Raw genomic sequence first — 16048 nt, 5'->3', positions numbered from 1 at the left:
ATGTTTCACGTGAAACATTTCGCGCACGGCGGAGGGGCAAACTTGAGAAATTGTTTCACGTGAAACAATTTCGTCACGCAGTGCAGCTTTCGGCGGTGTGAACAGACGTTCCCGCACCCCGATTAGAGCGTGGTTGTGAGTACTTTCAAGTGGAATTTTTTCGAGATTTCGCGGCGTGCGGAAAGTTTTCGCCGATTGCCTTTTCCGAGCCGTAGCGCCGTGCGACAATAGAAGTGAGGTCATTTTCACTACGGTTCTTCCAGTCGGCCCACTCTCATGACGAACTTAGACTTCGCCTCCCTTCAGTCGTTGCCAATTGGAGAAAAGCTCCATCTGGTAACGCGCCTTTGGGACGATATTGCGGCGTCCAGCCCCTCTATTGCGTTGCCGCCGGAAGTGATCTCCGAAGCGATGCGGCGCTCGGCGGAAATTCATGCCGATCCGTCGATGGCCCTTAGTGACGAGGAACTTTGGCGACGCGTCGATGGCTAGAAGTCGTCGGTACCACCCGCTCGTGGTAGAAGACCTGTCCAAGGCAACCGTCTACTACGACGCAATCTCGTCGGACTTGGGGAATCGTTTTCGTAGTTGCGTTCGAGCTTGCTTACTGGAAGTCACCTCCCGGCCCGCAAGTTTTGGAGTTGTGGACGGTCCGGTGCGAGCTGCCTTAATCGAGCATTTTCCGTACGTGGTTCTCTTTGAGGATTGGGGATCGAACGTCCTGATCTTGGGTATTCACCACGCGGCGTCAGACCCAACGTCCTGGCGGCGCTAGCCCGACACGTTCGCTGGCGGCGATTTTGACCGGCAATTATACTAGCGGGGCATTGGCCTCCGGCCAGAATCCGCCCTCAAATCCCGCCTTATTGGAGATGCTCTCGTGATTAGACCTCTGCGGCGTCCGGTGTCGTCGTTGTGTTTTGGGGTATTGGCAGTGGCTGTTGTCACTCTGACGGTGGCGGGGGGGATTTCGCCCGCGCGTGGAGCGCTGCTCAATCCGCTGGCCCACACCTCGCTGGGGGACTTCGAAGTCGGTATTGGCAACGCGGTGACGATCGACACCAACACCGCTGAGCTTCGCGTGAATGGCATTCTGGCCTTCACCGGCGTGATCAATAACCAAGCGGGTGCCGCCGATCCGCTCAGCGGCGCTCCGGAACTAGCGGTATTCAGTTTCGACAACATTCTCATCGGTCCCGGCGTGGCGGTGACGGTCACCGGCGATCGTGGTCTGTCGCTCTTGTCGCGGGGAGACGTGACGATTCGCAGTCCGCTGTCGGTGAGTGGTGGCAACTACGCGGCACCCGGCCAGGCGGGTGGTTACGCGGGCGCAGCGATCGGAAATGGCACGGGGCCAGGTGCCGGCAAGGCGACGACGATCGGCAACTACGCCGGTGCGGGTGGCGGCGGCTATGGCGGAGCGGGTGGTAATGGCGAAGGCTACAACCCAACCGATAGCGCCGGCGGCGCGGCGTACCCGGTGACGAATACGCTTTCGGGCACACTCTTCGGCGGAAGTGGTGGTGCTGCCGGCATCAATGGCGGCACGTACGGCGCTGGTGGTTCGGGTGGCGGTGTGCTGGAGATTAGCGCGCTGGGCAATGTCGACTTGAGATCCGCAATCTCGTCCAATGGCGGACTGGCTGGCGTCGGGGCGAACAACTTCGGTGGTGGCGGTGGCGGTAGCGGTGGTTCGATTCGCATCGCCGGAGCTACCGTGAACCTGGGCCCCTCGGGCGCTGTGGCCGCCAACGGTGGGGCGGGTGGCGGAACAGGTTCGCTCGCGGGTGGTGGCGGTAGTGGTGGCCGCATTTTAGTCCAACAGAGCGGCGGCCCGCTTGCCAGCGGTGTAACGGCTAACGGCGGTGTGGCGTATGGCGTGGCTGCCGCGGGCAGCAGTGGAACCGTCGAACAACTCGGCACGCAACTGGACGCGACTGCGGTCGAACTCAACGTGCGACTCGGTACCGGTTCGGCAAGCGGACAAGCAGCGTTATCGCGAGATGGAGATATGAATGGCAGCCTCTTCGGCTACTTCGACCACGTCGGCACTGGTTTCACTGGCGCGAGCGAAGGGCAGACGTTCGCTTTCACGGGCCCGCTGGGTGGTGGCTTGGTAGAACTCTTGCCGTTGACCTACAGCACTTCGACGCGTGGAACGGAAAACATCACCGTTCGCAGCAACGGTGGCGATGCGGTGCTGGCCGTTGGGCGTGGCGTCGGGCCGACGTTTGCGACGAACATGGGAACGCACCCTAACACGACCATCAACCTTGGCACGACCGACGTGGGGCATAGCGCGGCGTTTCATTTGATCGTGAATAACGCGAGCACCGATCTGGGCTACGACTCGTCGCTCACGGCGCTCGGTGTGCTCGACATCAGCATCTCGGGCCCCGGCGCGGATGCGTTTGCGGTCGACAATTTGATCCCCAGCGTGCTGTTCGAACAGCAGTACGCGAACCTGCCGATTCACTTTAATCCCACCGAAGCCCGCGAGTACTCGGCGCTGCTGACGATCACCACAGATCAGGGTGCTGGAAATGGGATGTTTGGGCAGACGTTCTCTTACCAGCTTTACGGCGGAGGATTGAGCACGAGCACGGTGCCGGAGCCATCGTCGATGGTAGTACTGACCATTGCTTGTATCGTCGGGATGCTTGCTGTTAGCAATCGCAAGTCGAGGATCGGTTAGCGCGCTAATTTCCTCGGAACTTGGTCGGGGACTGCTCGCCGTTTTCTCAGATGCTCGAAAAACGGCATCCGATTCCTGTTTTTCGGTTTGTGGGCAGGGGGACTCGCAGGCCTAATGGGGCGGACAGATTTGCGCTCTCAGAAGGAGAGTTCGAGTAGCGGATTGGCTCGGTAGGCTTTCTGGTAGTCCAGACGGTTCTATTTCGCGCGCTCCGCAGTAGAGTCCCCCCGTTCTGCCAGTCCTCACCTAGCGTCCCGCCCCGAGGCAGAGCAATCGACTAAAGTTTCGCACGGTTCCCTTGCGCCTCCATCACTGCCTCGGCAGGGGGTTGGGGGAGCCAGCCCGTAGGCCGTGTTTTTTCCATGATGGATAAAGGCGATCGAATGCATGCCAGTACGGACTCAACGGGTGCCCAAAAGGGCAAATGGATGGCCCTGCTGGCCGCGCTGTTGGGGTGGATGTTCGACGGGTTCGAGATCGGCATGTTCCCCTTGGTGGGACCCACGGCACTCGACGAGCTATTGGCCGACCAGCTGCTGGTCGACCCCACGCTCAAAGACAGCTGGTTTGGCGTCATCATGTCGGTGTTCCTGATTGGTGCGGCGACCGGTGGTGTGCTGTTTGGTTGGCTGGGCGATCGCATCGGACGGGTGCGGGCCATGGCGCTGTCAATTGCGACCTACGCCGTGTTTACAGGCCTGTGTGGCTTCGCAAGCGAAGCATGGCACATTGCCGTGCTTCGGTTCATCGCGTCGCTCGGCATGGGTGGCGAGTGGGCGCTGGGCGTGGCACTGGTAAACGAAATTTGGTCGGACAAATCGCGGGCATTCTTGGCGGGCCTGATCGGCGCGGCCGCGAACGTCGGAATGCTGCTCGTCGGGCTTCTCAGCTTGGTGCTCGTGAGCTTTGTCGATGGCGTGGAACAAATCTTCGATGCTATTGGAGTGTCCGAAGCGACGCAAAACTACTTGGTCGCCGGCGAAGGTTGGCGACTGCTGATGATCGCCGGCGCACTACCAGCGGTACTGGTGTTCTTCATCCGCATGTTCGTTCCCGAGTCGGAGAAGTGGGAAGCGGAGCGCGAAAAAGGGAGCACCAACCTGTGGGCGACGCGCGATTTGCTCGGGGTACTCCTCGGTGGAGCGGCGGCGGCTTGCGTGATCTTCTTGTGGTCACCGGCATTCATGACCGTGGCTTCGCCCGATGTGAAGGATCCCACCGCCACCATTACCACGATTCGCATCCTCGGCACCGTCATCGGCCTCGGTATTGCCCTGGTCGGTTACATGTTCCCTGTCGTTCGCTACCTCCATCGGGCCGAGGCCGCGGGGACGCTGCCGGCGGTGGAACGTAAGCGTTACTTGGGTCGCATGTTGCTGGGTGCGGGGCTCGCGGGTGTGGCGCTGCTGGGTACATGGGGTTCGCTCCAATGGGCACCGAAGTGGGCGATCGCGTTGGCCGCCGAACTTCCTGCCGACGGGGGGCCGTACTTCGCCAAGGAATACACGCAGATCACGCTAGCCGCAGGGGCGATTGTCGGCACCATCCTCGCGGCGCTGGTTGCGGGGCGAATCGGTCGGCGAATCACCTACGCGCTACTTTGTGTGGCGTCGTTCGTATCGCTGGTCTACATGTACCAAGGCAACACGACGTACAACGCCATGATGTTGGTGTCGGTGTTCGTGGCGGGCGGGGCTACCGCGGCGTTTTATGGCTGGTTCCCGCTTTACCTGCCCGAACTGTTCCCCACGAGCATTCGTGCGACCTGCCAGGGATTCTCGTTCAACTTTGGCCGCGTGCTATCCGCGATCGGATCGCTCCAAACGGCGACTCTCACGGCGTGGTTTGCCAGCGGCGTGGAACCGGGACGCATCGGTGTCGAGGCCTTCCCCAATGCTGGTGCAACGCTCGCGGGTATCTATATCGTTGGAATCTTCCTGGTGTGGCTGGGTCCGGAGACCAAGGGGAAGCCGCTGCCGAGTTAGGTTGGCGCTAACGCGCGAGTTGGACCCCGACCAGGCTTGGTCGGGGCTCTTTGAGGTCGCGGATTTCGCGCGGGCATCGTTGGTGCGCCGTGGGTAGGCTTGCGACTCGTACCTCGCCGCAGCGACTCTTCGCTCTATTGCAGATCTACTTCGTGGAACGATCTACACGCGGCGTTCTCTCGTATTGCGTGTGCATGCGAGCATCTGGTTACGCTTAAATACTCGCGAAACCGGCGAGTTCGTCATCGACCTGCGGTTCACCATCTCGCCCGCATGCGCTACAATCGCACGGACGGCGAGACAGGCTACCACTTCGAGACGGACATCGTGCTGCGCGTATGGAAGATCATCCCTCACTGATTGCAACGATCGCAGCCGGTTTCACCGCGGCGTGGGTTTTGGGTTTACTGACGCAAAAGATGCGGCTGTCGCCGATTGTGGGGTACTTGCTAGCTGGTGTGGTAATCGGGCCGTATTCACCGGGTTTCGTCGGCGATCCAGAGATTGCCCATCAACTCGCCGAGCTCGGCGTGATCTTGATGATGTTCGGCGTCGGCATGCACTTTCATGTCGATGATCTGTTACGGGTTAGAGGGGTGGCCATTCCAGGGGCCATTGGCCAAAGCCTGGTAGCGACCATCGCGGGCATTGTCATCTTTACGGCGCTCGGGATGCCGCTGAAAACCGGTGCGGTGCTCGGTATGGCGATGGCCGTCGCCAGCACGGTGGTGCTGATGCGGGTGTTGATGGACGCCAACGTGCTGAACTCGCCGCAGGGGCATATCGCGGTGGGATGGCTGATTGTCGAGGACATTCTGACCGTCGTGCTGTTGGTGCTGATTCCGGCGCTCGGGACCGATCCGAACGTCGACCCGGAGCATGCCGTAGCCGCCACGCCGCTGTGGATTGCGCTCGGGATGGCGTTCATCAAACTCGGGGCGCTGGTGGCGGTGGTGATGATCGGCGGCGCGCGGTTTGTGCCGTGGGTGCTGGTGCGCGTCGCTCGACTAAGGTCGAGCGAATTGTTCACGCTCACCGTGCTGGTGCTGTCGATCGCGATCGCGGCGGGTTCGTACTATATCTTTGGCGTGTCGATGGCTTTAGGGGCGTTTCTTGCCGGCATGGTCGTAGCGCAGTCGCCGGTGGCTCATCAAGCGGGTGCCGACGTGCTGCCACTTCGCGATGCGTTCTCGGTGTTGTTCTTCGTCGCGGTAGGCATGCTGTTCAATCCGCACTTTGTGCTGGAGCAGCCCCTGCTGATTGTGGCGGCGCTTGGCATCATTTTGATCGCGAAACCGCTCGCGGCGCTAGCCATCGTGGCATTTCTCGGGCATCCCTCGCGGACGGCCATCACCGTGGCATTGGGCCTCGCGCAGATCGGCGAATTCTCGTTCATTCTGGCGGACTTGGGCAAGAAATATGGCATGGTGACCGCCGATGGTTACAACGTGCTAGTGGCGTCGGCCATTTTTTCGATCACGGTGAATCCGCTCATCTTCCGGTACATTCCGCAGATTGAGCACTGGTTGATTCGCCATCCGCGGTTGTGGAATCTGCTGAACGCTCGCGCGGAGCGGAAGGGACTGCTCGCTAACTTCGAGTCGGTCACACGCCTCAAGGCCTACTCAGACGACAAGCCGAACATGGCGGTGGTGATTGGTTACGGACCGGTGGGCCGGACCGTGGACCGGACGCTGCAAGAGTCGGGCATTATGACGGTGGTGGTCGACCTGAACATGGAGACGATTCAAACGCTTGTCGGCTCGGGCCGTGTCGCCGTGTTTGGCAACGCCTCGAACAAGGCAATCCTCGAGCAAGCCGGTGCCAAGCGGGCGACGCATATCATCGTCACGCTCCCCGAAGCGGGCGCACGAGCGGCCGTGGTCACAGCGGCTCGCGATCTGAATCCCGACGCGCGGATTCTCGTTCGTGCGCGCTACTTGCAGGAGCGAACCATCTTGGAGCAAAGCGGCGCGAGCGCCGCGGTGTTCGAAGAGGGGGAAGCGGCGCTCGCGCTCGCGAGGTTGGTGCTCGCCGACACGGGCGTGCATCGTCAGGCGGCCGAGCACAAGCTGAACGATTTGCGGATGCAACTGATCATGGAGAACGTAGCTAGCATCCACACGCAGAAGGTGCGAAGCGTGATGGTGCCGTGGTCGAATGTCCGCTGGCTGTCGCGGTCAATGTCGCACACGGCGGTTATGAAGCAAGTGGCCGAGGAGCGTTTCTCGCGTTGGCCCGTGATCGACCCTCGCACTGGCCAAGCCATTGGGTACCTGTTGACGCGCGACCTGATCTCGCGGGCGGAAGAAGCCGACTGGTTGTCGTTGGTTCGCCCGCTGACGGCGGTTTCGGCCGACGAGACGGTGAACGACGTGTTGTCGCGGATGCAGGCCGATGGCGTGTCCATCTACGCGGTCGAGAGCAACGGGCAACTCGTGGGGCTAATCACGCGTGAGGACATTCTCGAGCAAGTGGTGGGACAGATCGAAGACGAGTACCCGCGCGAAGCCGAGATCCGCGTGGCCGACGCGCTGGAGCGAGGTGGCGTGCAACTGGAACTTGCCGCACACACGGTTGACGTGGCGATTCAAGAACTGGTGAGCACGGTGCCCGCCTACTCGCTGCCTTCGGGCACGAGCGCCGAGGACGTTGTGCAGTTGGTCCTGGAACGCGAGTCGGAGCACTCGACCAACTTGGGCGATGGCGTGGGGGTGCCTCACGCGCGGGTGTCGGGACTTCAGCACCCGATCGTGGTGTTCGGTAGATCGCATGAAGGGGTGTTGTTCGGCGACGATACGGACGTCGAAGTGCATTTGATCTTCTTGCTGCTGACGCCATTGGATAAACCCGAGCTGCAGCTCGCCCTCTTAAGCCAAATCTCCCGGGCGTGCGGCACGCCGACGCAACGGGACACCCTGATGCGGGCAAACTCGGCGATGGAAGTCCTCGAGAACTTGGACTTGCACGTCACCACCCTGTAGAACGCCGTGCAAGATGTCGTCGCGGGGGTAGCGGGTAGTCGCACTACCGGTTTTCTAGTAGTCGCGAATTCTCCGTATGTCACGCGGGTTTCCGAAGCCGTTCGGGGATTTCTGCCGCATTTTCGGGAGCCGGCATTTTTGCACGTGACGAAATGCGATCCTGCGGAGTAATACCGGTGCAGGCGAAAAGTTTATTGTTGCGTGTCGCGCGGAGGGTGCGTCACGTCCCGCCTTTCTTCTTTCCTCGAAGTCTGCACCATTCGATTCTTGCAGCAGGAGATGTTTGCCTCATGAGAGCTATGAGTGTTCTAGTTGTATGCGCCTGCGCGCTCTTCGCAGGAAACCAAGCCCGCGCGGTATTCACCGACGTCACGAACGCGGGCGACGATGTCGCCGCCACGCAGTTGAATCTGGCGGATGGCTCGCTCGACCCCTTCACCAACTTCCCCGGTGCCGAAGGCCCGGACAAAGCGATCGACGACAGCGCGAGCTCGGGTAGCAAGTACCTGAGCTTCACGGGTGCTGGCCTCAACGACAATGGCGAGCAGGCCTTCAACCCGACTGGTTTTGTTGTCGTTCTTGACGCGCCGGCCGCGATTGGTGGTGTGCAGTTCATGACGGCGAACGACTTCGCGAGCCGTGACCCGGGCGTTGTGCAGATCTTCGGCACGAACCTGGCCGGCACCGCAAGCGATATTGCCTCGCTGGCCACCGCGGGTGATCTTACGGAAGTGTACAACGGCGCGACCGGTGTTCCGTCCTTCGCGACGGTGAATGATGGTCGCGGTGTGGTGACTCCGGCGCAGTTGTTTCCCGAGAGCGATCCGTTCGCCGCGTACGTGGTGATCATTCGCGATCTGGTTCGCTACGATGGCAACGCACCGACGAACTTCCAGTTTGCCGAGATCTCGCTGCTGCAAGTTCCGGAGCCGAGCACCGTGGTAATGGTGGGTCTCGCCGGACTCGCGATGGTTGGCATGGTCCGCCGCCGCGGCCGCTAGCGGCGAGTGAGAATTCGAACAAGAGGCACGCCCCATCACCGGCCCCGCGCGGCTGGTGGTGGGGTTTTTTGGTAGATTTGCGGTGCGACTGGCGACCCGCGACGGTTTCGCCTACCATGAACGGTTTTTGCGGGCCAGTGGATCGCGTGCCGTATGAATGCCAAGCAGCCGATCGTGGTTCGGGGAGCGCGAACGCATAACCTGCGCGAGGTGGACCTCGACCTTGCGCGGGGCGAGCTCACCGTTTTCTGCGGCGTGTCGGGCAGCGGCAAGACCAGCATGGCCATCGATACGCTGCACGCCGAAGGGCAGCGGCGGTACATCGAAAGCTTTTCGGCCTACACTCGGCAGTTTCTGGAGCAGCTCGACAAACCCGACGCCGATCGCATCGATGGCGTACCGCCGACCATCGCGGTGACGCAGCAAAACGGCAGTCGGTCGAACCGCACCACCGTCGCCACGTCGACCGAGGTCGCCGACTACCTACGGCTGCTCTACGCCCGCGCGGGGACTGTCTATTGCGTGAACTGCGGCAGCGTGGTCGACGAGCATTCGGCCGAGTCGATCGCCGGCGAGATTGCCACGCTCGAAGCCGGTACGCGCGTGATGGTGTGCTACACCCGCGAAGACCTAGTCGGAGACGAGTCGGGGGCAGCGCTCGCCGACTTGCGCGAGGCGGGCTTTCTACGGCTCGTCGCCGGCGATCGGACGACGAGTGTTGACGAAGTCGGCCCTGAGGAACTAGGCGGTGACAAGATGGTGCTCGTCGTGGTGGATCGCATCGCCGCCGGCACGACCGAATCGAGCCGCGTGCAGGAAGCAGTCGAGACCGCGCTCGGCGAAGGGCGCGGCGAGTGCGTGGTGTTGCTGGCCGATGATAAAGGACCGCTGAGCATCGATGGTCGACCTTGGACCCGCCGCGACTATCGCACGGATCTGCACTGCGCCAAATGCGACCTCGCCGCGGTGAGACCCGAGCCGCGCCTGCTCGACTTCAACAGTCCGCTAGGTGCGTGCTCGCTTTGCGAGGGATTTGGCAGCGTGTCGGAGATCGACATGGCCAAGGTGGTGCCCGACACGACCAAGTGCTTGAAGGAAGGTGCCGTTGCGCCATGGAACACGCCGGCCTACGCTCACGAGCTCGACGAACTGTTGGCACTCGCCGATGCTTGTAACCTTCGCGTGGACGTGCCTTGGAAAGAACTGACCGACACGGAGCGGGCGATTGTCGAGCACGGCGTTCGCGAGCACAACTTCGGCGGGCTCGACGGGTTCTTTCAGTGGCTCGAAAAACGCAAGTACAAGATGCACCTGCGGGTGTTTCTCAGCAGGTGGCGATCTTACAGCGACTGCCCGGCGTGCGGCGGGGCGAGGCTTCGTCCCGAGGCCCTTGCCGTGAAGCTCGCGGGCAAAAGCCTGGCCGATGTTTACGCGATGGAGATTCGCGACGCGCTGGCGTGGCTCAACGGGCTGTCGCTCGATGAAGCGAAAAATAAGATTGCCGGGCGAATGCTCGCCGACGTGCTGCCGCGGTTGGGCTATCTGGCGGAAGTGGGCGTTGATTACCTGACGCTCGGCCGACCACTGCGGACGCTCAGCACGGGCGAAGCGCAGCGCGTGGCAATGACCACCACGCTCGGCTCGGCGCTCGTCGACATGCTGTACGTGCTCGACGAACCAACCAGCGGACTTCATCGCACCGACTCGCTACGGCTGCTCGACTCGATTCGCAAACTTCGAGATCGAGGCAACACCGTGCTGGTGGTCGAGCACGACGAAACGCTGATCACGGGTGCCGACCAAGTGGTGGAGTTTGGCCCGCTCGCGGGGACCGAAGGGGGAACCATCGTTTTTCAGGGCCCTCCATCGGCGCTCACCACGACCGAGGGGACGCTCACCGGCGATTGGCTCGCGGGACGGCGACTGCTGGGCGATGCATCGAACCGCCGGCCCGCGACGAGTGGCATGCTGAAGCTGGTCGGCGCGCGGGGCAATAACCTCAAGAAAATCAACGTCGAGTTTCCACTCGGCATCTTCGTGGCGGTCACCGGCGTCAGTGGCGCGGGGAAGAGCACGCTGGTTGAACAAACGCTGTACCCAGCCCTCGCCGAACGACTTTACAAAGCGAACGGAAAAGTCGACCAACCACCCGCCGCGTACGATGATTTGTTGGGTGCGGGGCAGCTCGAAGACGTTGTGCTGGTCGATCAATCGCCGGTGGCGCGATCACCTCGGTCGAACCCGGTGACCTACGTTAAAGCGTTCGATCCCATCCGCGCCGTGTTCGCCGAACAGCCCGAGGCCTCGCTCAAGGGTCTCACAGCGAGCCACTTCAGCTTCAACGTCGAAGGTGGACGGTGCGAGCGATGTGGCGGCGCGGGGCAGATTGAAGTCGACATGCAGTTCCTCGCCGATGTTTACATGACGTGTGGCGACTGTCAGGGTCGGCGTTATCGGCCCGAGGTGCTCGACGTGCTGTACCGTGGCGTGCCGATCGACGAAGTGCTCGACATGACGGTGTACGACGCGTTTCGTTTCTTCCGCGGCCATCCCAAACTGCAGGCGAAGCTCAAGTGCCTGCTCGACGTGGGGCTGCATTACGTCACGCTCGGCCAACCTGCCAACACGCTGTCGGGTGGCGAAGCCCAGCGGCTGAAACTCGCTGGCTACTTGTCGACGAAACGGCAAGGCCGGACGCTGTTCATCCTCGACGAGCCTTCCACCGGTTTGCACTTTTCGGACGTGGTGCAACTGGTCGATTGCTTCGACGCGCTGATCGACGTGGGGCACTCAGTGCTGGTGATTGAGCACAATGTTCCGCTGCTGCAGGCCGCCGACTATATCATTGATATTGGTCCCGGTGCCGCGGGCGATGGTGGCCGCGTGGTGGCTACGGGGACTCCCGAGCAAGTGGCCAAAGTCGCGGCGTCGGCAACGGGTCGAGTGCTGAAAATAGCGCTCGACCGCCAAGCCCGAGCGGTGGCCGAGGCCCGCCGGCAGGAGAGCGAACTTGATTAGCGGCGCTACCATAGTATGCACGTCGGCCGACGAAACCCTGGCGGTGCTGGTTGTCACGCCGGAGCTGAATGGACCACTCGGCGAAGAGGCAAGCATTGGGGGAGTTATGCGAGGTCCCTATTGCGAACGAGCGCGGACGCTGCCGGCGGAGTTTGTGCTCAAGCTTCACGACAACGGGACGCTGGTCGCCATGGTTGTTGACCCGTGCTACTCGACGGCTGAGTTGAAGATGGATTATGAGCTGGAGTTGTGGTCCGAACAGCAAGGCCTACGCTCAATAGACTTTGAAACTAGAGTAGAGCTGAAGAAGAAGTGAAGAAGGAGAGAACTCCAATCCACTTAGCTTCACGAATCTCGCAGGACTGAAAACCCAAGCCAACCACTATAGCCACGAAAAGGCACGAGAACTCACAAAAAGAATTCAGTCAGGTTGATAGTCGCTCTCACAGCTTGGCAGCGTGTCCATAGTTGTCTCTTTGTGTGTTGTTGTGCATTCTTGTGGCAATTGATCAATACTCTTGAGATAGGGATGATCCCTAGAATCGCAGTCTAGCGACGACTAGTTAACTCCAAAGAAATTGACCTGCCATGTCCCACGACCCCATGCCCGACGACGCTCTCGACCGCTACTCGCGGCAGGTGCGGTACGCGCCGCTGGGGGTCGAAGGGCAGCGGCGTTTGGTCGGCGGGCGGGCGCTCGTGTGTGGGTGCGGGGCGCTCGGGTCGGCGATTGCTGGCACGCTCGTTCGCGCTGGCGTTGGGCACGTGCGGGTGGTCGATCGCGATTTCTTGGAACTCTCGAATCTCCAGCGGCAGGCGCTGTTTGACGAAGCGGACGTGAAGGCCGGACTCCCCAAAGCGATCGCGGCGGCGAACAAACTTCGGGCGATCAACTCCCAGGTTGAAGTCGAGCCGGTCGTGGCCGATGTGACGTTCAAGAACATCGCCGACCTGGCCGACGACTGCGACGTGCTGGTCGATGGTACCGACAACTTCGAGATTCGGTTCCTGCTCAACGACTTCGCACTCGCGAGTGGCAAGCCGTGGGTGTATGGCGGTGTGATTGGTGCCGAGGGGCAGTCGATGACCATCCTGCCGGGCGAGACGGCGTGCCTGGCGTGCCTGCTCGCCGAACCCCCACCGCCGGGGACGACGCCCACCTGCGATACGGCCGGCGTGCTTGGCCCCGCGGTGAACGTTGTCGCCGCGATTCAGGCCGCCGAAGCGATGAAAATCCTCAGCGGCAATACGAGTGATTGCAGTCGCAAGCTGTCGATCTTCGACCTTTGGCGGAACACATTCCGGCAAGTCGACTTAGCAAAGCTCAAGGAAGCCGGAACCTGCCGAGCATGCGCCAAGCTCGACTTCGAGTGGCTCGAAGGCCGGCGCGGCAGCCAAGCCGCGGTGCTCTGCGGCCGCAACGCCGTGCAGCTCCGCCCCGATTCGCCGCGAACGCTCGACCTTGCGGCGATGGCCAGGACGCTTGAACCCGTGGCCGACGTGTTCGCGAACGAGTACCTGCTTCGTGCCGAGACCGACAAGTACACGGTCACGCTCTTCCCCGATGGTCGAGCGATTGTGGCGGGGACGGATGATATTGGGGTGGCTCGGAGCGTGCTATCGGCGCTCGTGGGGCAGTAAACTCTCGCCCTCTTACCCACCTTCTGCTAGCACGCGGTCGATTCGCCGCAAGGGTTAACGTCCGCAGGCGATACAACCGATTTTGTCGTAAGACCCAGACTCATTTGGCGGCGCGAATCCCGTCTCTTCCTGCGCGCCGCGATGCCTTGATGGACTCGACATGACGACTTCGGTTTCGGAAACGACCCGCCTCGTGAAGATCGCCGCTGCGCCCGAAGCTCCACTCCGACGAAAACTCGTCGGACGTGCGGGGCCGTGGCAGTTGGTGCGGCAGGTGGCGGAGACTACCTTTGCGCGGCTTTACACCGCTCGGCCTGCCGATGCGTGCGAATCGCAGCCGGTCGCCTACATGGTGAAGATGCTTCGCAAGGAGTGGTGGCGCGACACGTCGGCCATCGAGATGTTCCGCCGCGAAGTGATGGTGGGGACCAAAGTTTCGCACCCGCACGTGGTGCCCATCCTGTCGGCGAACGTCCGCCAGCCGCCGTTCTATGCCGCGATGCCGCTACTCGAAGGAATGACGCTGCGTGATCGTCTCGACTCGGGCTGGGTGCCGGGACTCAGCGAGGTGCTGTGGATCGTTCGCCAGATTGCCGAGGGGCTCGCCGCCATTGATGACTCGGTTCGCATGGTGCATGGGGACGTAAAGCCCGAGAACGTGATGATCTCGTCCACCGGGCACGTGACGCTTATCGACCTTGGATTCGCGCGGGGTGAAGGGGACGATCACGGCGCGATGATTCGTCCCGTAGTTGGCAGCCTGACCTACATCGCCCCCGAAGTGGTGACCAGCGCCTACGCCGCTGGTCCCGCGAGCGATCAATACAGTCTGGGCGTCGTGATGTACGAGATGCTCTCGGGCCGGCCACCGTTTACGAGCCAAGACCCGGCGGAACTCGTCGCCCAGCATCGTGGACAAAAGCCTCCTTGCATTCGCAGCCTCTGCCCACACATGCCGAAAGCCGTGGCGTCGCTCGTTCACACGCTGCTGGGCAAAGACCCAATGCGGCGCGGGATGAGTTATCGCGAACTGGTTGAGCAGCTCGTAAGGCTCGAGATCGACACGTTCGTGTTGCCAAAGAGTGCGTAAACATCCTCTGTAAACACACTAACCCTCGACTTTCGTCGAGGGCTAGCGCTGAGGGAGGATGAATGCACGGGGTGGGACAATTTACTCCACAGTTTACTCCACTACGGGTTCTTCGACGCCGTCGAGGAAGCTGTGGAGCGAGCGGGCGCGGAAGGGTTGCTGCAGCTTGCGGACGGCCTTCGACTCGATCTGACGGACGCGTTCGCGGGTGACGCTGAAGATCTTGCCGACTTCTTCGAGCGTGTAGCTGTAGCCATCGGCCAGGCCATAGCGAAGGCGGATGATTTCGCGTTCGCGGTACGATAGCTCGCTCATCACGTCGTGCAGGCGATTCTTCAAGGCTTCGAGGTGAGTGTCGTACAGTGGATCGTCGTCGCGGCCTTCTTCCAGGAACTCGCCGAAGTAGTTGTCTTCATGATCGCCCACGGGTTGATCGAGCGACAATGGCTGACGGGTCATCTTCAGAATGCAGCGGGCATCGTCGACCGACATGCTGAGCTTCTCGGCTACTTCCTCAGGGTTGGGCTCGCGGCCGTGGATTTGGAAGAAGTCGAGCGATGCCGCACGAATCTTGCTCATCGTGTCGATCATGTGAACCGGCAGGCGAATCGTCCGGCTTTGATCGGCGATAGCCCGGGTGATCGCTTGGCGAATCCACCACGTGGCGTAGGTCGAGAACTTGTAGCCGCGGGCGTACTCAAACTTATCGACCGCACGCATCAGACCGGTGTTGCCTTCCTGAATCAGGTCGAGGAAGCTCAGCCCACGGTTGCGATAACGCTTGGCAATCGAAACCACCAGACGCAGGTTGGCGGCGGATAGCTTACGCTTGGCCGCGTCGTAGGTGGCGCGGCGTTCGACGGTGCGGGCCACTAGGTGAGCGAGCGTTGCGGGGCTCTCGTGGGTGATCCGCATCAGGTAGCGGAGTTCGTGTAGCAGCTCGACGTGGTAGCTCTGGCCATGAACGCCATCGGGCTCGGTGAGCTGCTGCTTGATGGTCGCCATGCGGTGACCAATCTGATGCAGCTCGTCCATCGCGGGGAGCAGCTTCTGTAGGCGAAGGTTCATCTCCTCCACCAGGCGAATCACCTTGTTGCGACGGACGATCAGGCTCCGCCACGCCAGACGGCGTTCGCTGATGGGTCGTTGACGATCGATGGCAATCACGTAGTCTTCGCTATTCTTGGCGAGCAACTGGCGGATGGTCGCCAAGTTCGGACCGATTCGCTTGAGGATTCGCTTCTTCTCCGTGGTGTTGGTCACCGAGATCTCGATGGTGCGGTCCAGTCGCAGCTCGCCCCGCTCGACCTTCTCCAACAACGCCGCCGCGGCGTGCAACACGTAGTCGTTGCACAGCATCGTGCGGCGGAACTTGAGGCGTGCCCCTTCGATGTTCTTGGCGGCGGTGATTTCCTGCTGACGATTGAGCATCGGGATCTCGCCCATCTGCATCAGGTACATCCGCACCGGATCGTCGATGTGCGAGCCGTCATCGACGTCGGTTTCTTCCGAGTAGGTGACCTCGTCTTCGAAGTCTACTTCGTCGTCCAGCTGCGGGCGGCTCGGCTTCGCGGGACGGCCGGGCTTACGCGAGCCAGGTTGGGGGCGTCCGGTGCGGGGGGCGGCTGTCTTAG

10 protein-coding genes are annotated in these 16048 nt (G+C 61.6%); 9 read left to right on the top strand and 1 reads right to left on the bottom strand.

The genetic code is table 11. From position 1 onward, the window contains the following. Positions 1-276 precede the first annotated feature (276 nt). The 9 genes from SH292x_RS15965 (at position 277) to SH292x_RS15925 (ending at position 14414) form a co-directional block, all read left to right on the top strand. Positions 277-492, top strand: coding sequence for an addiction module protein (locus SH292x_RS15965; RefSeq protein WP_442482004.1), 216 nt, complete (start codon positions 277-279; stop codon positions 490-492). 388 nt (positions 493-880) lie between these two features. Beyond that, positions 881-2695, top strand: coding sequence for a hypothetical protein (locus SH292x_RS15960; RefSeq protein ID WP_442482003.1), 1815 nt, complete (start codon positions 881-883; stop codon positions 2693-2695). Between the two features lie 308 nt (positions 2696-3003). Continuing rightward, on the top strand, positions 3004-4680 hold the full coding sequence (locus SH292x_RS15955) for an MFS transporter (protein WP_442485866.1): 1677 nt from the start codon (positions 3004-3006) through the stop codon (positions 4678-4680). Positions 4681-5018: 338 nt separating this feature from the next. Continuing rightward, positions 5019-7664, top strand: a complete 2646-nt coding sequence (locus SH292x_RS15950; protein WP_442482002.1) for a cation:proton antiporter domain-containing protein — start codon at positions 5019-5021, stop codon at positions 7662-7664. Positions 7665-7963: 299 nt separating this feature from the next. After that, positions 7964-8665 carry a PEP-CTERM sorting domain-containing protein gene (locus tag SH292x_RS15945; RefSeq protein WP_442482001.1) on the top strand — a complete coding sequence of 234 codons (702 nt, stop codon included), beginning with the start codon at positions 7964-7966 and terminating at the stop codon, positions 8663-8665. Between the two features lie 153 nt (positions 8666-8818). After that, entirely contained in the window at positions 8819-11683 is a 2865-nt protein-coding gene (uvrA, locus tag SH292x_RS15940; protein WP_442482000.1) for an excinuclease ABC subunit UvrA, read from the top strand. After that, positions 11676-11999, top strand: coding sequence for a hypothetical protein (locus SH292x_RS15935; protein WP_442481999.1), 324 nt, complete (start codon positions 11676-11678; stop codon positions 11997-11999). The genes uvrA and SH292x_RS15935 overlap by 8 nt, the downstream gene beginning before the upstream one ends. 272 nt (positions 12000-12271) lie before the next feature. Then, positions 12272-13324 carry a ThiF family adenylyltransferase gene (locus SH292x_RS15930; protein WP_442481998.1) on the top strand — a complete coding sequence of 351 codons (1053 nt, stop codon included), beginning with the start codon at positions 12272-12274 and terminating at the stop codon, positions 13322-13324. Between the two features lie 160 nt (positions 13325-13484). Then, on the top strand, positions 13485-14414 hold the full coding sequence (locus tag SH292x_RS15925; RefSeq protein ID WP_442481997.1) for a serine/threonine protein kinase: 930 nt from the start codon (positions 13485-13487) through the stop codon (positions 14412-14414). A 93-nt stretch (positions 14415-14507) separates the two neighbouring features. Here SH292x_RS15925 and SH292x_RS15920 read toward each other — a convergent pair whose 3' ends face one another. Beyond that, positions 14508-15965 carry a sigma-70 family RNA polymerase sigma factor gene (locus SH292x_RS15920; RefSeq protein ID WP_442485865.1) on the bottom strand — a complete coding sequence of 486 codons (1458 nt, stop codon included), beginning with the start codon at positions 15963-15965 and terminating at the stop codon, positions 14508-14510. Between the last annotated feature and the right edge of the window lie 83 nt (positions 15966-16048).

The organism is Aeoliella fuhlenseeensis (assembly GCF_052161615.1).
Taxonomy (GTDB): domain Bacteria; phylum Planctomycetota; class Planctomycetia; order Pirellulales; family Lacipirellulaceae; genus Aeoliella.
This window is presented reverse-complemented; position numbering and strand designations above follow the sequence as displayed.